Annotated in this window: 18 protein-coding genes; 5 read left to right on the forward strand and 13 right to left on the reverse strand. The window is 45.3% G+C overall.

Features of this window, described 5'->3' with window-relative positions:
• Window positions 1-166: 166 nt before the first annotated feature.
• The 7 genes from ACTXGJ_RS05680 to uraD form a co-directional block, all read right to left on the reverse strand.
• Window positions 167-727 (reverse strand): ureidoglycolate lyase, encoded by a 561-nt coding sequence (locus ACTXGJ_RS05680; protein WP_439242791.1) that lies wholly within the window; start codon window positions 725-727, stop codon window positions 167-169.
• Between the two features lie 137 nt (window positions 728-864).
• Complete coding sequence (locus ACTXGJ_RS05685; RefSeq protein WP_443565328.1) at window positions 865-1,698, reverse strand: bifunctional allantoicase/(S)-ureidoglycine aminohydrolase; 834 nt, start codon at window positions 1,696-1,698, stop codon at window positions 865-867.
• Between the two features lie 313 nt (window positions 1,699-2,011).
• Window positions 2,012-3,004, reverse strand: a complete 993-nt coding sequence (gene puuE, locus ACTXGJ_RS05690) for an allantoinase PuuE (RefSeq protein WP_439242787.1) — start codon at window positions 3,002-3,004, stop codon at window positions 2,012-2,014.
• A gap of 73 nt (window positions 3,005-3,077) precedes the next feature.
• Entirely contained in the window at window positions 3,078-4,595 is a 1,518-nt protein-coding gene (locus ACTXGJ_RS05695; RefSeq protein ID WP_439242785.1) for an NCS1 family nucleobase:cation symporter-1, read from the reverse strand.
• A 167-nt stretch (window positions 4,596-4,762) separates the two neighbouring features.
• On the reverse strand, window positions 4,763-6,082 hold the full coding sequence (locus tag ACTXGJ_RS05700; RefSeq protein WP_443565329.1) for a urate hydroxylase PuuD: 1,320 nt from the start codon (window positions 6,080-6,082) through the stop codon (window positions 4,763-4,765).
• Between the two features lie 58 nt (window positions 6,083-6,140).
• On the reverse strand, window positions 6,141-6,509 hold the full coding sequence (uraH, locus tag ACTXGJ_RS05705) for a hydroxyisourate hydrolase (RefSeq protein WP_443565330.1): 369 nt from the start codon (window positions 6,507-6,509) through the stop codon (window positions 6,141-6,143).
• A gap of 39 nt (window positions 6,510-6,548) precedes the next feature.
• The gene (uraD, locus tag ACTXGJ_RS05710) at window positions 6,549-7,073 is read right to left on the reverse strand and encodes a 2-oxo-4-hydroxy-4-carboxy-5-ureidoimidazoline decarboxylase (protein WP_443565331.1); all 525 of its coding nucleotides are present in this window, start codon (window positions 7,071-7,073) and stop codon (window positions 6,549-6,551) included.
• 296 nt (window positions 7,074-7,369) lie between these two features.
• Here uraD and ACTXGJ_RS05715 point away from each other — a divergent pair, with 296 nt between their 5' ends.
• Window positions 7,370-8,032: a TetR/AcrR family transcriptional regulator gene (locus ACTXGJ_RS05715; protein ID WP_439242777.1), complete on the forward strand. Its 663-nt coding sequence runs from the start codon at window positions 7,370-7,372 to the stop codon at window positions 8,030-8,032.
• Between the two features lie 39 nt (window positions 8,033-8,071).
• Here the strand turns inward: ACTXGJ_RS05715 and ACTXGJ_RS05720 are convergent, their stop codons facing one another.
• A complete protein-coding gene (locus ACTXGJ_RS05720) occupies window positions 8,072-9,499 on the reverse strand; it encodes a uracil-xanthine permease family protein (RefSeq protein WP_443565332.1) in 1,428 nt (475 codons plus the stop codon).
• Window positions 9,500-9,995: 496 nt separating this feature from the next.
• Here ACTXGJ_RS05720 and ACTXGJ_RS05725 point away from each other — a divergent pair, with 496 nt between their 5' ends.
• On the forward strand, window positions 9,996-12,077 hold the full coding sequence (locus ACTXGJ_RS05725) for a TonB-dependent receptor domain-containing protein (RefSeq protein ID WP_443565334.1): 2,082 nt from the start codon (window positions 9,996-9,998) through the stop codon (window positions 12,075-12,077).
• Window positions 12,078-12,233: 156 nt separating this feature from the next.
• A complete protein-coding gene (locus tag ACTXGJ_RS05730) occupies window positions 12,234-12,992 on the forward strand; it encodes a siderophore-interacting protein (protein ID WP_443565336.1) in 759 nt (252 codons plus the stop codon).
• 7 nt (window positions 12,993-12,999) lie between these two features.
• Here the strand turns inward: ACTXGJ_RS05730 and ACTXGJ_RS05735 are convergent, their stop codons facing one another.
• The 5 genes from ACTXGJ_RS05735 to ACTXGJ_RS05755 form a co-directional block, all read right to left on the reverse strand.
• Window positions 13,000-13,770 carry an iron ABC transporter ATP-binding protein gene (locus tag ACTXGJ_RS05735; protein ID WP_439242769.1) on the reverse strand — a complete coding sequence of 257 codons (771 nt, stop codon included), beginning with the start codon at window positions 13,768-13,770 and terminating at the stop codon, window positions 13,000-13,002.
• Window positions 13,771-13,814: 44 nt separating this feature from the next.
• On the reverse strand, window positions 13,815-14,858 hold the full coding sequence (locus tag ACTXGJ_RS05740) for an iron chelate uptake ABC transporter family permease subunit (RefSeq protein ID WP_443565337.1): 1,044 nt from the start codon (window positions 14,856-14,858) through the stop codon (window positions 13,815-13,817).
• 33 nt (window positions 14,859-14,891) lie between these two features.
• Window positions 14,892-15,854: an ABC transporter permease gene (locus ACTXGJ_RS05745; protein WP_439242809.1), complete on the reverse strand. Its 963-nt coding sequence runs from the start codon at window positions 15,852-15,854 to the stop codon at window positions 14,892-14,894.
• A gap of 254 nt (window positions 15,855-16,108) precedes the next feature.
• Entirely contained in the window at window positions 16,109-17,149 is a 1,041-nt protein-coding gene (locus ACTXGJ_RS05750; protein ID WP_443565338.1) for a siderophore ABC transporter substrate-binding protein, read from the reverse strand.
• A gap of 598 nt (window positions 17,150-17,747) precedes the next feature.
• Window positions 17,748-18,281 (reverse strand): DUF2799 domain-containing protein, encoded by a 534-nt coding sequence (locus ACTXGJ_RS05755; RefSeq protein WP_439242763.1) that lies wholly within the window; start codon window positions 18,279-18,281, stop codon window positions 17,748-17,750.
• 317 nt (window positions 18,282-18,598) lie between these two features.
• Here ACTXGJ_RS05755 and ACTXGJ_RS05760 point away from each other — a divergent pair, with 317 nt between their 5' ends.
• Both ACTXGJ_RS05760 and topA read left to right on the forward strand, forming a co-directional pair.
• A complete protein-coding gene (locus ACTXGJ_RS05760) occupies window positions 18,599-19,252 on the forward strand; it encodes a hypothetical protein (protein WP_443565339.1) in 654 nt (217 codons plus the stop codon).
• Window positions 19,253-19,508: 256 nt separating this feature from the next.
• Window positions 19,509-22,283 carry a type I DNA topoisomerase gene (gene topA, locus ACTXGJ_RS05765; RefSeq protein ID WP_443565340.1) on the forward strand — a complete coding sequence of 925 codons (2,775 nt, stop codon included), beginning with the start codon at window positions 19,509-19,511 and terminating at the stop codon, window positions 22,281-22,283.
• Window positions 22,284-22,289 lie beyond the last annotated feature (6 nt).

Below are 22,289 nucleotides of genomic sequence, written 5' to 3' on the forward strand. Positions count from 1 at the left end.
GATGATTAGTCTTGAGCTAAAATATGAATGAGAATCCTACATAAAAAAGACAACCCCGTTTAGGCTGCCTTCTTAATGCTGCTAAGGGACGTTATCTAACCTAACGCCATTTAAGTGAACTAGTCATGAACTAGCCTAAAGCATTATTTAGTGCACCAAGCTAAACTTACGCTTGTTCTGCTGACTGTGCTTTAGGATTAGGTTGCTCATTTTCAATCTCAATGCGTACGCCCCAATCATCAATGTTTAGCTCGTGACAGTTGTTGCCAGGACCATTGATGCGATCAACGACTAAGAAGTCGCAGTCGGCGCTCAGCGCGAGTAGCGGATGGTGCCAGACATCTCTATTGTATTGCACGCCTTGATGCGACTTAGCATAAAACACCGTTAAGTCATCTGCTGACTGCGGTGGCTCGCCCGCAGGAGCAACCACTACAATATAGTCTCGACCATTCATTGAAAAAAAGGCTTGCGTGCCAAACGGGTGATATTCCATCACTGATAAAGTAATAGGAAAATCACGTTTTTTAGCGCGAAAGATACTTAGTCCGACTTCACCACCATCTAGCGCTACTTTGGTAATAGCGTGATGACGACAAGCATAACCTCGGTTGATATGATAACAATTATCAGGCGTTTGTTGCTCATCATCATAAGGTTCAATCACCGTGCCATAGGGAGCAAACGCAGCTTTAGTTAAAGGTTTTGCAACGATCGTAGTACTCATGACTTTGCCTTACTTTTATTATGACTACCTGCAAACTTATCATAAACTTGCAGGCGACTTAAATCACTATTTAGGAGTAAATAGTATATCCGAATGAATGCTTATACTTGATATTGTTTACTATTCAAGATGACTTATTATTCTGGACGAATAAACGGCATATGTCTATTCACATCTTTATAGAGTAAGTATCTAAAGGGACCAGGGCCACCCGCGTAACAAGACTGGGGGCAAAATGCGCGTAGCCACATAAAGTCACCCGCCTCAACCTCTACCCATTCAGCGTTCAAGTGATAGACAGCTTTACCTTCTAGCACATACAAGCCGTGTTCCATCACATGGGTTTCATCAAATGGAATCACGCCGCCCGGCTCAAAAGTGACGATGTTCACATGCATGTCGTGACGCATATCAGACTGCTCGGTAAATCGAGTGGTTTTCCATACGCCATTGGTATCTGGCATCTCAATAGCTTCGACCTCATGGTCGCTAGTGACAAAGGCTTCAGGTACCTCGATACCTTCTACAAATTGATAAGCTTTACGGATCCAATGAAATTTAACGTGGGAGTCGCTATTGTTTTTCAGTGTCCATTTGCAGCCAGGGGGTAAAAATGCATAACCACCGGCTTCCATATGATGCGCCTCTCCTTCAATCGTAATATCCATCTCACCTTCAACGACGAACAATACCGCTTCGGCTTTAGCATCCAGCTCAGGCTTATCAGAGCCGCCATTGGGTGCGACCTCAACGATATATTGGGAGAAGGTTTCTGAAAAACCGCTTAACGGACGAGCAATCACCCACATACGCATACCTTCCCAAAAGGGCAGGTAGCTAATCACAATATCAGTTAGGACACGTTTGGGAATAATCGCATAAGCTTCGGTGAAGATAGCGCGATCAGATAGGAGCTGTGTTTGTGGCGGCAATCCACCAGTTGGTGCGTAATAAGTACTTTTTTTTGACATGATTTATAATCCTTAGTAGTTGTGTGCCGCGATAAATAGTGTCTAAGCCTGTAAAGTGAAAGGGAAATATACCCGTTTGGCTAAGGCTTTCGTTAAGACACCAAACCACGTAGCGCTTGCTTGAGAGGCAAAGCTAGTTAAAATATTTAGACAGAGCCCAGTAGTGAGGCATTAACCGTCTTGAGCGTATCATCAGTTAGCTTCTGTGGTTGCTACTATATAGGTGGCTAATACGGACGTGGCACATACGTAAGTAGCTCATATTTAAGTGCTTATAAAAAGATGATGATACGCCTCTACGTCTCATGAATGGCTACATCCAGTTGGCGATGTTATTTTCGGTGGCTGGATGGTTTTCATACCAGTGCTTAGCGATTTCATCGCGGCGGCAGACCCAAACATCAGGCTTACTGGTGATGTATTTTAAAAATTGTTTAAGAGCAGTGATACGACCTGCGCGACCAATGATACGGCAATGCAAGCCAATAGTTAGCATTTTAGGCTGGTTTTTGCCTTCTTTGGCACCTTCTTCATAAAGCGTATCAAAGCTGTCTTTTAGATACTGATAAAAAGGTTCAGCATTGGTGAAGCCCGGACTTGAAGCAAAGCGCATATCATTAGTTTCAAGGGTATAGGGGATGACTAGATGCGGCTTGCGAGTTAGGTTGTTGCCGTCTTCTACTTTGACATTGAGCCAATAGGGGAGCTCATCAGCATAAGAGTCAGAGTCGTAAATATAGCCGCCTTGCTCAGCGACTAATTCGCGAGTATTAGGGCTGTCACGACCAGTATACCAGCCTAGTGGCTGCTTGCCGAGCATACGCTCGAAAATTTGGGTAGCGGCGCGCACGTGTTCGCGCTCCGTTTCGCGGTACATATACTGATAAGTGATCCAGCGTAGTCCATGGCTTGCTACTTCATGGCCGTCTTCTAAGACGCGCTCAATAATGTGCGGGGTCTTTTCAGCCGCCGCGGCACAAGTGAACGTGGTAATGGGCAAACCATATTCTTTAAACGTATCGAGCACGCGCCAAACGCCAACGCGACTGCCATATTCAAAAGCGGATTCGATAGACTGATGACGATTGGTAAATTCAGGAGTCCCTAAGACATCAGATAAAAACCGTTCTGATTGACCATCACCATGCATCACACTATTTTCTGCACCTTCCTCAATATTGAGGACAAACTGCACGGCGATTCTAGCGCCGCCCGGCCAGTTTGCTTTAGGAGGAGTGTCAGCATAGCCTTTTAAGTCGCGAGGATAAGCGGAGTGATCAAAGTCGCTAGTGATTTTTTGCGTCATAATATTTTTCCTTCTATTCGTACTGTTTGCTAACCATCTCGTTATTTATTAGGGTCTTAAAAGTACAGAGTGTTTATTTGTGCGCTAAAGTTTTATTAAGCTCAATGCCATATTTGCGCATGAGTAACCAGTAAATTAACCCTCCTATCGCAGCGCCTAATAAGAAACCGTAACCTTCGAATTTTGCCAAACTGGGCACGAGTACTGTCGCCACAGAAAATAACGCGCCGATAGCAAAAGCGACAAGACCGCGTATATTCCAGCCTTTGGTATAATAATAAGCGCCAGTGGGCTGCGCAGAAAATAAGTCGTTCATGTTGATGTTTTGGCGTCTAATAATGTAGTAATCGATGACCAAAATCCCAAAGAACGGCGCGATGATAGCGCCAACGACGTTTACAAAACCGACGATACCAATTTTACTGATAACGGATAACCAAAGCGCTCCTACAAAGAAGGCAATGATTGCCGTAATTAAGCCGCCACGGCGAAAGTTAATGTGTCTTGGGAACAAGTTGGCCAAATCATAAGCGGGCGGTATAAAGTTGGCAACCATATTAATACCAACAGTCGCCGCAAAAAAGGTGAGAGCAGCCACAATAGTCAGCGGTAGCGAGTCGACTCTTTCTACGATATCTGAGGGGTTAGTTAAAGCTTCGCCAAAGAGCACTAAAGTACCGGCGGTGATAATCAGCGCGATAAAGGAGAAGAACACCATATTGATAGGCAGACCAATCAGATTACCCTTACGCATATCGCGCTCACTACATAAAAAGCGTGAAAAGTCGCCAAAGTTAATCACTACTGCCGCAAAATAAGCCACCATCGTACCGACAATAGCAGTAAAGGCTTGCACAGAGGTACCAGCGTAATCGCTACCGCTAGTAAAAATGGAGTTGATTGCGGGTAACAGCTCAGAGCCTGATTGATACCAAATCATACCCATCAGCACCACCATTACGACATAAACCAGTGGTCCTGCCCAGTTCAAAAAGTGCTTGATAGGCTCAATACCCGCCCAAAATAGCATAATTTGAAACAGCCAAACGATGACAAACGCTAGCCATGCCGTACCGTTGAGCCCTAAAAAGGTAGTATCCGAGCTACCCATAAATACGGCGAGCAAAATAGCCACAGCGGTTGAGGCAAAATAAGTCTGCACCCCATACCAGAATATACCAATGATCGCTCGTAATAACGAAGGCAGATTGGCACCATTGATCCCCATGCTAGCGCGAATGAGTACCGGGAAAGGGACACCGTATTTGACGCTAGGCTTACCCGTCAGATTGACCATCAGCATCACGATGAAACCGGCGCAAATGATAGCCGCCATCACCCACCAGCCACTGAGTCCATAGCTTAAGAACAAGGAGGCAGCGAGGGTATAACCAAATAGGCTTTGGATGTCATTAGACCAGACATTAAATATCGAAAACCAACCCCAGTTGCGATCTTCAGGCTGTAAAGGAGCAAGATCCTCGTTGTATAATCTGGAGCTTTTGCGCTCTGGATCGAAAGTATTACAATCATACAGTGCACTATTCGGCTGGTTGCTGGCCTGACCTGCTTGCTCATTAGCAGTAGACATCCTTTTCTCCTTTTGGATTGAAATCAATCTGAACTAAGATTGTTAACACTTTATAGAATAATTGTTAACACTTTAAGGATGTCTAAGGCATTGGTCAAGACAATTATTTGATTTATGTTTATGACTCATTCACAGCGTTTGACTCATTCACAGCGTTTAGGTTTAGTTTAAAGTCCAGAGGCATAGGCCACGAGTTGCTGGCGCTCGGTATCGCTCAGCTCAGTAATATTACCTAATGGCATATAGCCGGTTTGTACTGCAGTCACCACTTTAGCTTGGTGAATTTTCATATCCTCAGGGGTTTGTAAGACAATACCAGCAGGCGGGGCATTGAAGCCTTGCTGTGTTGGCTGCGCGGCGTGACAAGTACTACAGCGGGTGTGCACAATATCCATAATTGGGTTGTCAGTAGTAGCGCTCACTGCAACTGCATCGGTAGCAGTACCTGTCGTCTTAGCAGCGGCAGATGTTGATTCAGTAGCAGCAGGCGGCGTAGTGTTAGGATCTGTTTCAGGGCTGGCTGTAACAGGAACAGCAGACTGCACGGGCGGCACTGGGAGCGGTTCAATAGGTGCAGGGCGCATCCAGATAATCAATAAAACGGTTAATAAAGCCGGAATCCATAGGAATTTTGTCTGTGTATTGCCCAAGTGCTTTTGGTTAAAATAGTGACGTACGAGCGCGGTAATGACCCCTACAAACACTAGCACTAACCAGCCATGTGCATGTGAATACATCATAGGGTAGTGATTACTAATCATAGTAAAGATAAGCGGCAGGGTAAAATAGTTATTCATTAAAGAACGGTTCTTGGCCATTAGTGCCAAATCCGCGACGTCTTTACCCGGTTTTTCCCCTTTACGGACACAATCCACTAGCGCGCGCTGAGCAGGCATGATCCCAAAAAAGACATTACCTGCCATGATAGTACCTAAAATAGCACCGACATGGATAAAGGAGGCGCGATCACTAAACAGCTGGTATGAGCCCCAAGTAGCAATCACTAGCAGTATAAAGATAGTAGAGCTAAACACTAACGCATTCTTACCGATACGGCTACGGACGATAACCTCATAGACAAAGTAGCTACCAAACAAGAAGAGTAAGCTGGTCGAGATAGCGCCGATATTGCTACCAAAAGCGACTTTGCTTGGGTCGATCAGATAAGCGGTCGCATTGGCATAGTAGACAATCGCCATCATCGCCGCACCAGTCAGCCAAGTGGTATAAGCTTCCCACTTAAACCAATGCAGCGTCTTTGGCATCTCTTCAGGTTCGAGTTTGTATTTCGCGATTTCATAAAACCCGCCACCGTGTACGGCCCACAAATCGCCAGAGATACCTTTATCGGCTTTCCACTGCGGCGGCTTGCGTAAGCTGAGATCGAGCCAGACAAAATAAAAGGAAGCACCAATCCATGCTATGCCGGCGATAACGTGAAACCAGCGAAAAAATAAAGCGACCCAATCAAGAAGATATGCACCCATGCGACTACTGTCCTTTTATACGATGTCTTAAATACTGCGTTTAATACGAAAAAATAAATTACGAGCCGCGGTAAGTGCTGTAACCGTGAGCACTTAGTAACAGGGGCACATGATAGTGACTGTCATCACTGACCACAAAGTCGATGATGACTTGTGGATAAAAAGCCGTTAGTTCTTGAGTGTCAAAATAGGCTTGCGTATCGAAAGTCAAAGTATAGCGACCAGTGCTCAGCTCACGATCAACAGCGCTAATGGCCTCATCAAACTGCCAGCTATCCGGGCTAACGCGGCCATCGCTATTGGTAGTACCATGAGCCAAAAGCGTCGCGTTTGAATGGTTATGGACTCGGCGTAGAGTGACCGCGATATCGGCGGCAGGTCTGCCCAAATGGGTGTCTAAGATGTGTGAGGAAAGAGTGGCTGACATAATGAGTCCTTTTATATTTTAAGGGTGCGGTTTATTGAGCTAAACAGCTTGTTCAAATAATTTGTTTAAACGCAAGCGCGTGATTTTGTTTTGTTCAGTAGCGGCGTTGACAAGCTCAGTGGGGCGATCATTCGGCAAACGCGCTAGTAGTAAATCGAGCATTTGCTGGGCGCTCTTACCCGTTGCAAAGACAATAAAAATAAAGCCAAACTTATCGAGATACTCTTGATTACCTTGTGCTAAAGCCTCAAGAACCTCATCTTCTGCCTCATTCGCTCCTGATTGTTCATGAGCGGCGCTATCTTGGGTGTTGCGATATTTTTCTTTTAGAGTGGCGACATTACCGATTTGTGGATGGCCATCAAGCGCCTCTAACAAGTCTGACTCCTGCTGTTGTACTTTGGCCCATATCGCATCGCTATGAGCGGTTAGGGCCTCTAGCGTAGCGAACGGCCGAGCGCTGGCTGCCTCACGTGCCCAGCGAGAGCTAGTACAGCAAGTGAGGAGGGTTGAGGTTGCTTGGGCTTGGTCAAAGTCGTTGAATTGCGCTAGGGTTAAACTCACGATGAAGTCCTTTTCTTGTAGGGTAGAAGCCTCATAACGTTTCAAAATGAGGACACGCCTTAAATATTTGGCGGCCTATTCGTATGCTAAAGTGCTATTGCATGAGAGTAATAATAAAAGTATAAATTAAAAGCCAATTGGTTTATATTGGCTATTTTGCTTAAACCTGACCAATTGGTCAACTACTTTATGCAATATATCATAATTTATCGCGTTAAGTACGCAATAATTTAAGCTTTATAAGCAATAGTCAGCCACCAAGCTGTCATTATCCCCCCTTTTTACTGGATGAATTTATGACTTTTACTACCGAAAATGAGTTGAGTACCGCAGACAATGATACTCATCGCAGCCAACAAGACATTCGTGCTCATAATCAAGCCGTTATCCTAAAGGCCGCCGAAGAGGAATTCGTGCTAAAAAGCTTCCGCGGCGCTACCATGCAAGGTATTGCAGATCGTGCCGGGTTGCCAAAAGCCAATGTGCATTATTATTTTAAGAATAAAAAAAACCTATATGAAAAAGTACTGCGCGCTATTATCGAGGAGTGGAACGAAGGCTTAGTGACGATGACGGTAGATAGCGACCCAAAAACGGTCATTGAACAGTTTGTCAGAACTAAACTGCATCAAGCTTTTGCTCATCCCAATCGTCATAAACTTTTTGCCCTTGAAGTCATCGGCGGCGCGCCGCATTTGCATGATTTTATGTCGCATACGATGCAAGACTGGGCGCTTGATAAAGCGCAAGTGATGAAGACCTGGCATGAGCAAAGCAAGATAGGGATCAAAGATCCGCTACACTTATTGATCTTGATCTGGGCGACCACCCAGCGTTATGCTGAATTTGAAACCGAAATTGTCGGTTTATTACAAAAAGAGGCTTATGGGAAGGACGATGAAGACCGAGCCGCCGAGTTTTTAGTACCGTTTATCTTGCGCGGCTGCGGTCTAGAATAAGCTGTCAGAACCAATTATCAGCGCCTTTTTATTAGCTTTTTAAGGCAACTCCCGAACTGGCTTGAGTTCATGCTTTAGACCATCGTCAATATGCTGTTCAGGGGTATCGAACTCGACACCATAATTCTTAGGTAGGATCATATCAAGCGCAATCGCTATGATGCCAGACACGGTGACTGCCGAACCGAAGATATTGCGAAAGAACTGCGGCATTTGCGCGAACACGTCAGGTACGAAGGCCACACCCATAGCAAGACCTAATGAAGTGGCAATGATAAGGATATTACGATGGGTAAAGTCGACCGTCGATAGAATACGAATACCCGCTGTCGCTACGGTAGCAAACATCAATAGCGTGACACCGCCTACTACTGGCTTTGGCAGTTGAGTGAAGATCGCGCCAAGAATCGGAAATAGACCCATTGTGAGCAAGATAGCCGCCACAAAAAAACCAACATAACGGCTGGCGATACCCGTCATCTGAATCACACCGTTATTTTGACTAAAAGTCGTCACCGGGAAGGTATTGAATACAGCGGCAATCAAAGAGTTGACACCATCACCCAATACCCCACCTTTGATACGTTTCTCGTAGACTGGGCCTTTAATCGGCTCACCTGAAATCATCGAGGTTGCGGTCAGATCGCCAGAGGTCTCGATACTAGTAATGACATACATAAAGGCAATCGGAATAAACGCTTGCCAGTCAAAACTAAAGCCAAACTTAAAAGGCACAGGAACCGTAAAGACCGCCGCTTCTGAGACTAATGAGAAATCAATCCTACCCATAAACATAGCGGCAACCAAACCGAGCATGAGACCAATAAAGATAGCGCTTGAGCGTATGACTTTATTATTAACAATACTAATCAGCACCACACTGACTAACACCCCGCCGCCCAATAATAGATTTGGCACACTCCCAAAATCCTCTGCACCAACGCCGCCTGCCAGATCTGTCAGACCAACCTTAGTCAAGGACAGACCAATAGTGACAATAACGCAGCCGGTAACGATGGGACTCATCAAAGATTTGAGCTTAGTGATAAACTGGCTTAAAAAGATCTCCACAAAGGCGCCTAAGAACGAAACGCCGAAGATTACGGATAAAATCTCCTCAGGACTACCACCGCGATTTTTTACCACAAAACCGGCAGCTAGTACGGCTGCTAAAAAACCAAAGCTAGTACCTTGTAACGCCATAAGCCCTGAGCCGATAGGACCCACTTTGCGAGTCTGAATAAAAGTAGCCACACCCGATACCATCAGGGACATACTGATTAGATAGGGGATATGCTGCCCTAAACCTAACGCTCCGCCGATGATTAAGGAGGGGGTAATAATACCGACAAAAGCTGCAAGGACGTGCTGGACAGCGCCTAAGAAGGCTTTTGCAGGGGCGGGGCGATCATGGAGTCCGTATAATAAATCGGGATTTCCTTGCGTCTTTGCAGTCGTTTCGCTCATGATAATTTCCTTTTATATGAACTTTGCAGTCCTCTGGAACAAAGAGTCGCACTTGTCCGTATGCTAATAAACCAAGAATAACTGTTCAATTTCTCTATCAAACATTAATGAAATAACCTGACCATTTAGTCAGCTATATGTAGGATATAGTGAAAGGGTTAACTATTGCAAAGCTTTTTTTACTTAAATACGGCATTTATTCAAAGTAAGCGCTAATGCTAGACTTGGCATCACGCTTACTTTTTGAATAAAAGCTTTGATTCATTGTTGCTAAATTATAAATACTTCGCTATTATGCCTTCCAGAATGTTAATGATAATAGTTATCGTTAACATTCTTAACATTATTAAAAATAATAGTGAGTCGTTATAGCAGCTAATCCCATGAGTGACAAAAGTCATTCATAAAAGTCGCTCAATAGAGTGGCTTTGCTGTTTTACACATCACTCGCTAACTCTTGAGCATAAATTTGATAGCTAAATAAAGTGAGTATTTTATGGGTGCAGTAACGTTTTCTAGTCGATTATCGGTTTTATCTATAGGGATAGCCACAGCGCTATTTTCACAAGTGGCCAATGCTGCAGAGGCTATGCCTAGCACTACTTTGCAAACGATTACGGTAACGGCAAATACTTCAATACGAGACGAGTTGCAAGAAGAGGCTGTTTATATCGATAACTATACGCCCGCAGCGCAGGCCAGCCATTTGAGTGACTTTTTAGATGTGATACCTGGGGTTGAGGTAGGGGGAACGTCAACGGTAAACCAACGTATCAGAGTGCGCGGGCTTGATGATACCAATCTTAAAGTAACCATCGATGGCGCACGTCAAGAAGGGGCGCTGTTTTATCATATGGGTGATATTACTATCGATCCTGATTTGCTAAAACGCGCTGAGGTATCAGTCGGCAATAACTCAGTCACGCTAGGAAATGATGCTTTAGGCGGGGCAGTAGCTTTTGAGACCATAGATGCAGCTGACCTGCTTAAGCCAGGTCAAAAAGTCGGTGCCAAACTGAATGTTGGCTACGGTAGTAATAATGACGAGCTATTGACCTCAGCAACCGTCTATGGCGCGCCAACAGACGATATCGACCTATTGGCTTATTATGGCAAGCGCGATACCGATTCTGGCGAAGATGGCAGTGGCCGTGAGCTGTTTGAGGATAGTGAGAGCGAAAATATTTTGTTAAAAGCGGGCGCTTATATTAATGACGATCATCGCGTAGGCGCAAGCTTTAGCCGTACCGAAAAAGAAGGTATTTTTCCGTTTCGCCCAGACTTTCCCAGCTTAACTGATGATCCTATACCGCAAAAGGTAAACCGAGATACTTATACGCTTGATTATAACTTTAATCCGCTAAATGCTTTGGTTGATGTTGATACCACGATTTATCAGACCGAAACCGAAATCTCGCGAGATAATGATGCTGATGTATCGCCCGGTTATGACTGGCAAGCTCAGGTAGAGACCACTGGCGCTAAAATTGAAAATACCAGTGTGATTGATAATAGCGTCTTTGAAGGGGTTACAGGTACGCATAAACTCATCGCAGGCGTAGAGCACTACAAAAAAGAATCACAGATGGCGCGTGAGGGGAGGGATACCGCGACTGATGAGGCAAAGAACACCTCAGTATACTTAGAGGATCAGTGGAGAATGGGCAAATTCAGCCTAACGCCAGGCGTGCGTTATGATCGTTACGAGTCACCTGAATTTGTATCGGGTGGCGAGACGTATGACAACGTCGTCGGTGCGCTAGCGGCAAGCTACGAGATTGCCCCAAGTACGCAAGTATTTGCCAGTTACACGCAGCTATTTAATGGCCCTGATCTTGCGCAAACGATATTTAATAGTAATGGCGATAGTATCTATGTCAACAACGATCTCAAAGCAGAAGAAGGCTATAACTCTGAGGTGGGCGTGGCGACGACGCTACGCGGATTAACCACAGCTGATGACGCCCTGCAATTAAGTGCCAAATATTTTCACTCTAATATCGAAAACTTTCAGCAGTTTGTCAGAACAGGAGATCGCGCCGGTCGCTACGGTCTAAACTGTACTACAGGTGAGCGCGGTTCGCCTGGCAACTTACAAGACTGTCAAGGCATGATCAACAGCGATGAAGATTACGAGATCAAAGGTGTCGAGCTTGCAGCGAACTACAGTACTGATAACTTTGGTATGGGTCTTAGCTACGCGCGTGCGCGTAGTGAAGGGGACAAAACCGGTGATAGCATTCCTTCAGTGAGCGGCGGTAGTGCCGACTCAGGTGATCGTTATATGGTGAACTTAGATTATGCACCCAGTGATGTTGTTGATTTAGGCTGGCGCAGCACTTATGTCGCTTCTATTACTGATAACCAGGGAGATACTAAGTCCAGCTATGATGTACACGATATCTATATGAATTATGCACCGCGTCAGCTTGAGAACGTCAAAGCCACAGTTGGGGTCTATAACTTATTTGATGAAACTTATGCCAGTCACGCCTCACGCTACAATGCAATTAGCGATGAAAGCACTGATTTTGAGCCGGGCCGTAATATTAAAGCTTCATTAACGTATCAGTTTTGATAGTTTAGTCGTTTCTTTAAATAACGGTTTTCAATAGCCTTTATGATTTAAAGATAAAACCAGTCCTCTAAATTTAGAGGGCTGGTTTTTTGTAAATTATAGCGTAATAAACTGAAATTTTGACTATATAAGTGATAGATAATAGGAAAATAAAAAATGGCCAAACCGGAACCAAGAATTTTAGACGTTAAAGGTATCAAAGATATTACGCCCAATATGCGCCGGATCACACTTGGCGGTCAGGGGATCAAAGATTTCCCAGTAGATCAAGAAAGTGCTTATATCAAGTTGATGTTTCCACAGCCGCAAAACGAAAAACCAATCATGCGTACTTATACTATTATCAAGCAGCGCGATGATGAGATAGATGTTGATTTTGTCTTACATGGACTTAATCACAAAGGCGCCGAAGGTCCTGCCTCACACTGGGCAAAAACCTGTGTCATAGGCGATAGTGTTTTGATCGGCGGTCCTGGTGCCAAAAAATTAATCAACCCTCAGGCAGACTGGTTTTTATTAGCTGGCGATATGAGCGCATTACCCGCCATCACCGTGAATTTGGCACAACTGCCTAAAGATGCGGCTGGTTATGCCGTTATAGAAGTATTAAGTGAAGACGATAAGCAGCTGCTACAAAAACCAGAAAATATCACTATTGAGTGGGTGGTAAATACGGTGACCACCGAGAGCCGCTATCCTTTATTAGATAAGGTTAAGACGCTAGACTGGCTAGACGGTGAGATGGCAGTGTGGATAGCGTGTGAGTTCAATAGTATGCGCGCTTTGCGCCAATATTTTAAGCAAGAAAAACAGGTGGCCAAAAGCCATCTTTATATCTCAAGTTACTGGAAGCTTGATAGTAGTGAAGATGAGCATAAGGTTGTCAAACGTCAGGATGCAGAAGAGAGTTTATAATTTTTGCTTAAGCCGTATCGACAATCACAGGGCGGCCTTGATGGTTTAATACCGCGACATCGACGTCATATAACGCTTTGATGGTCTCTTGGGTGATGACATCGACAGGATGTCCTGTCGCAACTACGCGGCCCTCTTTCATAGTCACGACGGTATCGGCAAACTGCGCGGCTTGGTTGATATCGTGCAGGACGATGACGACTGTTTTTTGCTGTTGATGACTCAGCGCATGCAGCTCACGCATCAAGCGCCCAGAGTGATACATATCGAGATTATTGAGTGGCTCATCAAGAAGCAGGTAAGGCGTATCTTGGCAGACAATCATCGCAATCAGTACGCGCTGACGCTGACCGCCTGAAAGAGTGGATAAGAACCTATCGGCTAACGGTTCAAGCTCAAAACGCTTGATAATTTCATCTACCTGTTGCTGATCGTTAGCCGTCGGTCGGCCTTGATGATACGGATAGCGCCCGAACATCAACAGCTCATGCACGCGCAGCCGCCCTTGAACTTGGTTATCTTGACTGAGCATCGCCACTGTGGTGGCAAGCGTACGCGCCTCACAGCTGCCAATATCGCGTGCCTCATCATCTACCGCAAAGCTTACTTGCCCTGCTTGCAGCGGTTGCAAACGCGCCAACAGCGAAAATAGCGTCGATTTACCGGCACCATTAGGACCAATGAGGGCAATGACTTGTGCAGGTGGTAACGATAAACTGATATCGTGTAAGATTTGCTGCTTGCCAATATGATGAGAGACGTTGTTTATTTTGATCATAGTTTGTCTGGTTCTACTATATTTGGTTTTAATAAAAAGTAGCTTTACACCCGGCGGCGGTGAGTCATAAATATCAATAATAAAAATACTAAGCCGCCTGCTAATTCGATAACTACTGCTAATACACCTGCCATACCTAAGACTTGCTCAAAGATAGCCTGACCCAATACCAAGCAAATCATCGCGATCAGGCTCACTAATATCAGCCGCTGGCTATGCGCCATAGTGCGCGTGAGCCTGTTGGTCAGCGCACAAACCAATAACCCAAAAAAAGTCACTGGCCCCACTAGCGCTGTCGCCGTCGCAACCAGTGCTGCAATGATTGTTAATAACCCAAAAGCAAGCCGCTGATAATCGATACCTAAGTTAATCGCTTGATCTTTACCGAGCATCAGCACATCGCACTGAAAACGCCAGCGCCAAACGATAAGCGCAGTTAGCACACAAATGACCATACTGATGCCTAATAGCTGCGGATTGACAGTATTGAACTGAGCATAACTGGCCGACTGTACCACCACAAAATCATCTGGATTAATCAGCCGTGCTACTAGCGCTGACAAGCTACGAAACAGCACACCAAAAATAACCCCGACTAAGATAAGCCGAGTCAAATCCTGACTGCTCTTAGAAAATAGAAGCTTAAAGAGTAATAAGGACGCACCAAACATCAACCCAAGCTCAAGCCCAAACTTCAAAACAGGACTGATACTCGTAAAGCTAATCGCGCCCAAAAAGAACATCAGTAAGCTTTGTAAGAGCACATATAGCGAGTCAAACCCTAGCAACGACGGCGTCAAGATGGGATTATGGGTTAAGGTTTGAAACAGTAACGTCGACACCCCAATGGCATAACCAACGACTATCAGGGCGAGCAGCTTTTTGCCGCGCAAAGGTAGAGCAAAGTCCCAATGACCATGAACGTTAAGCGTCAAAAATAAAGCCGCTGATAGCACTAAAATAACAGCCGCTACGACGCGCGGATATTGAGTAATAGCTTGCCAAACTTGCAAGAGTAAGCGCGCTGATAATGAACTATCAGCTTTATTATCAGTGTCTTTGACAGTTGATGAGGAAGGGGAGAGCATACGCTAATCTTATAAATAAAAGGAGAGAGGGCGTTAAGACTGGCTAGGCGCACGTAATAACAGCCATAAAAAGACTGCCGTGCCCACCACACCAAACACCGTTGCTACTGGTACTTCGAAAGGATAGCGAATAGAGCGGCCGATGATATCGCACAAGAGCACCGCTGAGGCGCCAAGTAGCGCAACCGCAGGCAAACTTCGACGCAGCTTATCGCCCATGATACGGCTGACAATGTTAGGTACTACAAGTCCGATAAAGGGAATCATCCCAACCGTGACCACTACGACCGCGCTCATCACCGCCACCATGCCGACGCCAAGCCAAGTGACTTGCCGTTTACTGATACCTAAGTTGAGCGCAATATTGTCCCCTAAGCCCACGATAGTAAGCTTATCGGCGATAATATAAGCGATGATACATAACGCGCCCGTTAGCCATAACAGCTCGTAGCGCCCTGCCAACACCCCAGAAAAATCACCAAATTGCCAAACGCTGAGCATCTGCAGGGTTTCGGTTTGATAAGCGATAAAGGTCGTCACCGCCTCGATAATTCCACCAAACACAATACCAATCAGCGGAATCATCAAAAAATCTGTAGGCGGAATGCGGCGGATGAGTAGCATAAATAACATCATGCCAACCACTGCTGAGACAGTGGCGACGCTCATCTTGACAATAAGGGCACTGGCCGGGAACAGTAAGCTGACCATCAGTAGGCCTAGGGCTGCGCTTTGGGTCGCGCCCACCATAGAAGGCTCGACAAAGCGGTTTTTGAGCACCACTTGGATGATCATGCCTGCCACCGCCATCGAGATACCGGTCAAAATAATAGCGATAGTGCGCGGTAGCCGGCTGACTAGCATCAGCGAGCTATCAGCATTGGCGCTATGATTTATGAGGCTTTGTAAAACCCCAGACCAAGAAAAGTCGGCTACCCCAATCGATAAGCTGATTAAAACCAGCAGCCCCATCAGCACTAAGCTACCAGTATTCATCAGCCACGGCGGTATCGCAGCATGACGCTGTTTAGCGCTAGTGCCATAACTCCTAGAGGTACGCCAGTTTGCAGCTCCTGTAGAAGAGAGGTTAGCGGTTTTTCCATGGGCATGAGCACGAGGTGAAAATAAGGACATAACGGCTACAAGCTTAATAATAAATATTTAAATAGCTATAAAGTGCTAGCCACAGCCTCAACAACTCCAGCCCTAGCACCAACTGAGGACCAATCCAATATAGCGGTTGTTGACGCTTAATTCGCTTTAGTAAAAGCGTCTTTGATCGTCGTCAAATCCTGCATCCATTGGTTATAGCCGCCAAAAGCAAGATAAGAGTCTGGGCTTAGATAAACCACTTGATCTTTGCTCCAAGCATTCGTTTGCGCGACGAGCGGATTATCGAGTACCGCTTTAGCACCGATGCTGTCCTCCCCAATAGCAGCGCTACGATCTAGTACAAACAGCCAATCTGGGTTGACCTTTTGGATATACTCAAAAGATATCGGTTGACCATGACGCGCGTCGGCGATTTGATCATCGGCCATTGGAATATCTAATACCGTATGAATAAAGCCATAGCGTGACTTATCACCGTAGGCGGACAGTTTATTACCGTTGACCATCACCACTAAACCCTTCCCCTTATCCTTGGTCACGACTTGGGTTTGCTCAATGAGATCATCGATATTTCCTTGTAGTCTGGCCGCTTGAGCACTTTTACCAAACAATGCGCCTAAGTCATGTAGACGCTGTTTACTGGACTCATAGATATTAGCCGTATCAATAGTCATATCTAAGGTTGGAGCGATGTTTGCAAGCTCATCGTATTTCTCCGCCATACGCGAACCGACTAAGATCGCTTGCGGCTGCATAGCGTTTAGAGCCTCAAGATCAGGCTCAAATACCGTACCCACCTCTTCAGGATCAGGCTGAGTTTCAGAGTGTAGATTGTCTAGTTTTAGATCTTTTGGCATCCCAGCGACAGCGACATCAAGCGCTGCTAAATCTTGGAGCAATGTCATGTCATAGACTACGAGCGGCGAGGGATTAATCGGCAAGCTGACATCGCCTCGTACGGTATCCACTTCGATAGTGTTGACCGAAACAGCGTCGTTATCTGCTACGTTAGAGGCAGCGTCAGCGGTGTGGTTTTCTACTTTAGTATCGTCAGTTTCACTGGCGTCAGGGGAAGAGCAGCCTGTCAAACTGATACCAACCAGCAGCGCGGCCGTCATAGTCGCTAATAATGGACGTTTAAATAAAGAGGTTTGAGCAGTAATATTATTATTAGACATAAGAAACTCGGAATATCGTGATTTATTAAAGAATACAGCTTGAAGGGATATAAAAGCTATTAGCCAATAGAAAATAAAAAAGAGCCCGCCTAACACCGATGAAAAAGCGTTAGAGCAATGCTCGTTGATCAAGAACTAAAAAAATGCACCCGACTTTGTGGATTGATAAACTGGCGTTTAATATATAAACGCTAAAAAGTATCAATCGCTAAAAAGTATGAATAGAAGCTCATGATAAAGTAACTCAGGAACTTTATCAATGATAATGATTGTCATTTGTATCATAGTTTGTATCTAAGTCAATTTGGATAGAGTCCTGAACGCCTGCAATTGCGGACGGATAAAGGCGGGGAGTCTATATAATGTAGTTGCTCGAATACTGACGGTATAGCGTCAGGCTATATGGACGAAGGGTGTTTTTGCAGTTAATTCGTGGATAAATAGTACAATCAATAGCCGTCAGAAAAACAGACTACCGATATAGACCAATAAGCTCAGTAGTAGAAATATCACGAGTATAAGCATAAAAAATATTAGAATAATAAGGGCAATCTCCAACCGTACTTATTCATTACTGGGGTTTTGTTCTGTGCCTTTTTTACCAACCATAACCAAAGGGTCTATAAAAAGGGCTGTAACCAAAACGGCCTCCATAGCCAAATGGATAAGGCGAGCGCAGATAATCCAGATCACGCTGACGAATATAATAGTAGCGCCCTTGCGAGTAAGCCTCTTCTAGCTTTTCGATGCCTGCAAGCGGGCAGACCGGCTGCCAATCATAACCCTCACGGCCAAGCTTATAGGCATTTAGCTCGGTACAGTAATTTTTTAGACCTTGCTGACGCCCTTGCTCCCATAGCTCTCGGTTGGGCGTAGCGCCAATTACGCTAGCACATTGATTGGCATATTGACCGAAATAAGCGCCTGAGCGTCCACGTAAGCCATCGGCATAACCTACTTCCTGCCAGTTACTAGTCTGACATTGCTGAGGGGTTAGGCTTTGCGTAGTGGCACAGCCTGATAAGGTTAGAATGGTCGCCGTAATGAGCGAAATGGTAGCGCTAGCTTTACCAAGCGTTTTCATTGGCAATAAAAAAGAAGTTGAATCGCGTTTGGATAGATAAGTCATCATAAACTTTCTCGCTTGAACAGGTCATAATATAGGTTATGATAGCACCTTTTATAATGTTAGCCCTCGAGTTTGTGTTAGAGATAAGTGTGTTTTTTATGAACTAAGCTTATGATATTTAAAGCATAATAAGATTAAAATGATTATCAATCAGCGACGCTATATCAATAGTCTATAGAGAGCTGAGCTTGATTTTTTAACTTTCGTACTTATTATGAATAGCACTTATTATCGTCAGGCGTCGCCATTATCAGTAGCGTGTACTATTTTTTACAGCGCTTCTTTGCTACAACGCTCATTTAGCCAAAAGGGCAGAATTTATGGGAATATGGATTGCTATCCTTATTGTACTTTTTGTATTAGGGAGTATGATGGCGCTCAAGCCTAACGGTATCGATCAGCGTTTGGACAAACTACGCATGACCGCACGGCGCTTACAGCTAAACCCAAAGCTTGTGACTTGTCCTGAGTGGATCCCCGGCCGAGATGATGAATATGGCCGCGGTATGATGGGGCAGTATTGTTTGGTACTAGAAAACGTGCAGCTGCCGCATACGCGCTATCGGGTGATAGATGGCCAGTGGCGTCCAGATAGTCGTTTCGTCGATGAGAGTGTTGATGCGGTCACGCTTAATATTCCAAGCGCTATTCGTAACCCTTCTGGCAATCATAAGAGCACTATTAGAAAGGTTAATTTTGGCTTAGATAAGACGCCCCTAGATCTACCTGTGAGCATTGAACCTTTTGTCAAAGGCCTGTGGACTAAGGCCAATAGCGTCATTATATACTGGGAAGATGTCTCCTACGTGCGACCTATTACCAATCCAAGCTACCGCGCCAAAATGATCGAAGAGGACTTGCTTGCCCTAAAATTAAAGCTTGAGGAGTGGGCAGAACAGTTAAAAAAATCACCAGCTCATTCTAATAATACTATCCATGATATAAGTATTACAGCTGATAACTCTACTCATTAGTAGTAATGCTGACAGCTTTTTGATAGAGCGAGTGATGGATAGTTTGCTAGGCGCTTTATTTAATAAGTTGACATTTTGGCGCTTAGCAGTGTAACTTCCTTATAGGCCTGAACCTATTTTATTGATATTTACCAGTTATTTTACATTTTATAACCATTTTTATAGGCAGCGCTTAAGATAAGCCTATTTGTAAGCATAAAAAGCTTGGCTGCCAATTCCTATTTCATTTTTACCCTTTATTATGGTGTCGTCAAATATGGCAAAAACCACAACAAAAAAAACAACTAAGTCTGCTGCTAGCGAAAACAAACCTAGCAAAGCAGCCGCGAAGACTACCGCTACCAAAACGACTAAAGCTAAGGCTAGCAAAGCGGCTAGCGCAAAAGCTACTACTGCCAGTGCTGACTCTAAAGGCAAATCACTAGTGATTGTCGAGTCGCCAGCCAAAGCCAAAACGATTAATAAGTACTTGGGCTCGGACTTCGTGGTACGCTCAAGTATTGGTCATGTCCGTGATCTACCCGTAGGCGCTAGTAAAGGCACCAAAAAAGCCGCTGCTAATAAAGATGAGAGCCTATCTAAAGAAGAAAAAGCGCAGCAAGCACTAGTCAGACGGATGGGTGTCGACCCTGAGCATGACTGGGCAGCAGTCTATGAAGTATTGCCCAATAAAACTAAAGTGATTAAAGAGCTGAAGTCTCTAGCCAAAGATGCGGACAAAATTTATCTCGCAACGGATATGGATAGAGAAGGGGAAGCCATTGCTTGGCACCTCAAAGAAGTCATTGGCGGCGCGGATAGTAAATACGAACGCGTGGTGTTTAACGAGATTACCAAAAACGCCATTCAAAACGCTTTTAAGCAGCCCTCTAAGCTCGATATCGATCGCGTCAATGCTCAGCAAGCAAGACGTTTTTTGGATCGCGTCGTCGGCTTTATGGTCTCGCCAATCCTTTGGCAAAAAGTCGCTCGCGGTCTGTCGGCAGGACGCGTGCAGTCTGTGGCGATGCGCTTGGTTGTTGAGCGTGAGCATGAGATTCGCGCCTTTATACCCGAAGAATACTGGCAGATTCATGCTGATACCCATATTGCTACCAGCAAAAAAAATAGCGATGAAAACGGCATTCGCTTAGAAGCCACTAAGCAAAACGACAAAACGTTAAAGCTCGTCAATAAAGAGCAGACGGATAAAGTATTAGCCGTCCTCAAAGACAACGAATTTATCGTCAAACAGCGTGAAGAAAAACCCACTCAGTCGCGCCCGAGTGCGCCTTTTATTACCTCGACTTTGCAGCAAGCGGCGAGTACGCGTTTAGGATTTTCGGTCAAAAAGACCATGATTTTAGCGCAGCGCTTGTATGAAGCCGGTCACATTACTTATATGCGTACTGACTCGACGTTCTTGTCAGGAGACGCTTTAGCAGCAGCGCGCGGTTTTATCGATGATAGCTTTGGGCAAAAGTACGTACCCGAAAAGCCAAACTTCTACGGCAATAAACAAAACGCGCAAGAGGCGCACGAAGCCATTCGCCCTTCTAATGTCAATATGAAATCAACGCAATTAAAAGGTGTCGAGCGCGATGCTATTCGTCTGTATGAGCTGATTTGGCGGCAGTTTGTAGCCTGTCAGATGACACCTGCTAAGTATCTATCAGTGAATTTATTGGTGCAAGCGGGTAATGTCGAGCTAAAAGCGCGCGGTCGTACTATGACTTTTGATGGCTATACTCGCGTACTAGCGCCAGCCAAAACCGACGATACGCTACTCCCTGATGTCAAAAAAGGCGATCAGCTGACGCTAGATAAGCTCGATCCGAGCCAACACTTTACCAAGCCGCCGCCGCGTTATACCGAGGCAAGCCTCGTCAAAGAGCTTGAGAAAAAAGGTATCGGTCGTCCCTCGACTTATGCTTCTATCATCTCGACCATTCAAGATCGTGGTTATGTCAAGCTTGAAAACAAGCGTCTATTCGCCGAAAAGATGGGCGATATCGTCACCGATAGATTGACCGATAGCTTCCCTGACTTGATGGATTATACCTTTACCGCAGCGCTCGAGGACAAGCTCGATCATGTTGCCGAAGGCGATAGCGACTGGAAAGATGTGCTAGATAATTTTTACGGCGACTTTAAGAAAAAAGTCGAGCACGCCAAAGATAAAGACGGTATGCGTCCTAATGATCCCACCGATGTGCCCGATGTGCACTGCGATATCTGCGATCGTCCTATGCAATTGCGGACCGGCTCAACAGGCGTGTTTTTAGGCTGTACCGGCTATAACCTACCGCCCAAAGAGCGCTGTAAAGGCACTAAGAATCTCATGCCAGTCGAGGCTTTCGCTAATCTCGATGATGCTTTCGCTAATCTCGATGATAGTGACACTGATGACGAAGCCGCTGAAGTCAAAGACTTGATGGAGAAAAAACGCTGCCCGAAATGCGGTACAGCGATGAACGGCTATATCGTTGATGGTGGTCTCAAATTGCACGTCTGCGGTAATAATCCAGACTGCGACGGTTATATTCTTGAAGAAGGTAAGTTTGAAGTACCCGGCTCTGATGCGCCTACTATCGACTGTGATAAATGTGATGGGCAAATGGAGCTAAAGACTGGACGCTTTGGTCCTTACTTTGCTTGTCAGAACTGCGACAACACCCGTAAAGTATTAAAGACAGGCGAGCCGGCACCGCCGCGGATGGAGCCTATTCATCTGCCGGATCTTAAATCGACTAAGCATGATGATTATTTTATCCTGCGCGAAGGGGCAGCAGGCATGTTCTTAGCGGCTTCCAAGTTTCCTAAAGTTCGAGAAACGCGGGCACCCAAACTCGCTGAGCTGCGAGAGGTAAAGGATAAGATGGAAGATGAATTCCAGTATCTGTTCGAAGGCCCGGACGAGGATCCTGATGGTAACCCAACCATTCTGCGCTGGTCGCGTAAGAAAAAAGAGCAATACATCGGCTCCGAGAAAAATGGTAAGGCCACGCGTTGGGGGGTCTACTGGCGTAAAGGCGAGTGGGTAGAAGAGTAACAATAT

Origin of the sequence: Psychrobacter sp. 1Y11, from assembly GCF_052259045.1 — a bacterium.
Classification (GTDB): Bacteria; Pseudomonadota; Gammaproteobacteria; order Pseudomonadales; family Moraxellaceae; genus Psychrobacter.

Coding starts and splice junctions, on each gene's coding strand:
- ACTXGJ_RS05680 (WP_439242791.1), bottom strand. CDS start 727: ATGAGTACTACGATCGTTGCAAAACCTTTAACTAAAGCTGCGTTTGCT.
- ACTXGJ_RS05685 (WP_443565328.1), bottom strand. CDS start 1,698: ATGTCAAAAAAAAGTACTTATTACGCACCAACTGGTGGATTGCCGCCA.
- puuE (WP_439242787.1), bottom strand. CDS start 3,004: ATGACGCAAAAAATCACTAGCGACTTTGATCACTCCGCTTATCCTCGC.
- ACTXGJ_RS05695 (WP_439242785.1), bottom strand. CDS start 4,595: ATGTCTACTGCTAATGAGCAAGCAGGTCAGGCCAGCAACCAGCCGAAT.
- ACTXGJ_RS05700 (WP_443565329.1), bottom strand. CDS start 6,082: ATGGGTGCATATCTTCTTGATTGGGTCGCTTTATTTTTTCGCTGGTTT.
- uraH (WP_443565330.1), bottom strand. CDS start 6,509: ATGTCAGCCACTCTTTCCTCACACATCTTAGACACCCATTTGGGCAGA.
- ACTXGJ_RS05715 (WP_439242777.1), top strand. CDS start 7,370: ATGACTTTTACTACCGAAAATGAGTTGAGTACCGCAGACAATGATACT.
- ACTXGJ_RS05720 (WP_443565332.1), bottom strand. CDS start 9,499: ATGAGCGAAACGACTGCAAAGACGCAAGGAAATCCCGATTTATTATAC.
- ACTXGJ_RS05725 (WP_443565334.1), top strand. CDS start 9,996: ATGGGTGCAGTAACGTTTTCTAGTCGATTATCGGTTTTATCTATAGGG.
- ACTXGJ_RS05730 (WP_443565336.1), top strand. CDS start 12,234: ATGGCCAAACCGGAACCAAGAATTTTAGACGTTAAAGGTATCAAAGAT.
- ACTXGJ_RS05735 (WP_439242769.1), bottom strand. CDS start 13,770: ATGATCAAAATAAACAACGTCTCTCATCATATTGGCAAGCAGCAAATC.
- ACTXGJ_RS05740 (WP_443565337.1), bottom strand. CDS start 14,858: ATGCTCTCCCCTTCCTCATCAACTGTCAAAGACACTGATAATAAAGCT.
- ACTXGJ_RS05745 (WP_439242809.1), bottom strand. CDS start 15,854: ATGAATACTGGTAGCTTAGTGCTGATGGGGCTGCTGGTTTTAATCAGC.
- ACTXGJ_RS05750 (WP_443565338.1), bottom strand. CDS start 17,149: ATGTCTAATAATAATATTACTGCTCAAACCTCTTTATTTAAACGTCCA.
- ACTXGJ_RS05755 (WP_439242763.1), bottom strand. CDS start 18,281: ATGATGACTTATCTATCCAAACGCGATTCAACTTCTTTTTTATTGCCA.
- ACTXGJ_RS05760 (WP_443565339.1), top strand. CDS start 18,599: ATGGGAATATGGATTGCTATCCTTATTGTACTTTTTGTATTAGGGAGT.
- topA (WP_443565340.1), top strand. CDS start 19,509: ATGGCAAAAACCACAACAAAAAAAACAACTAAGTCTGCTGCTAGCGAA.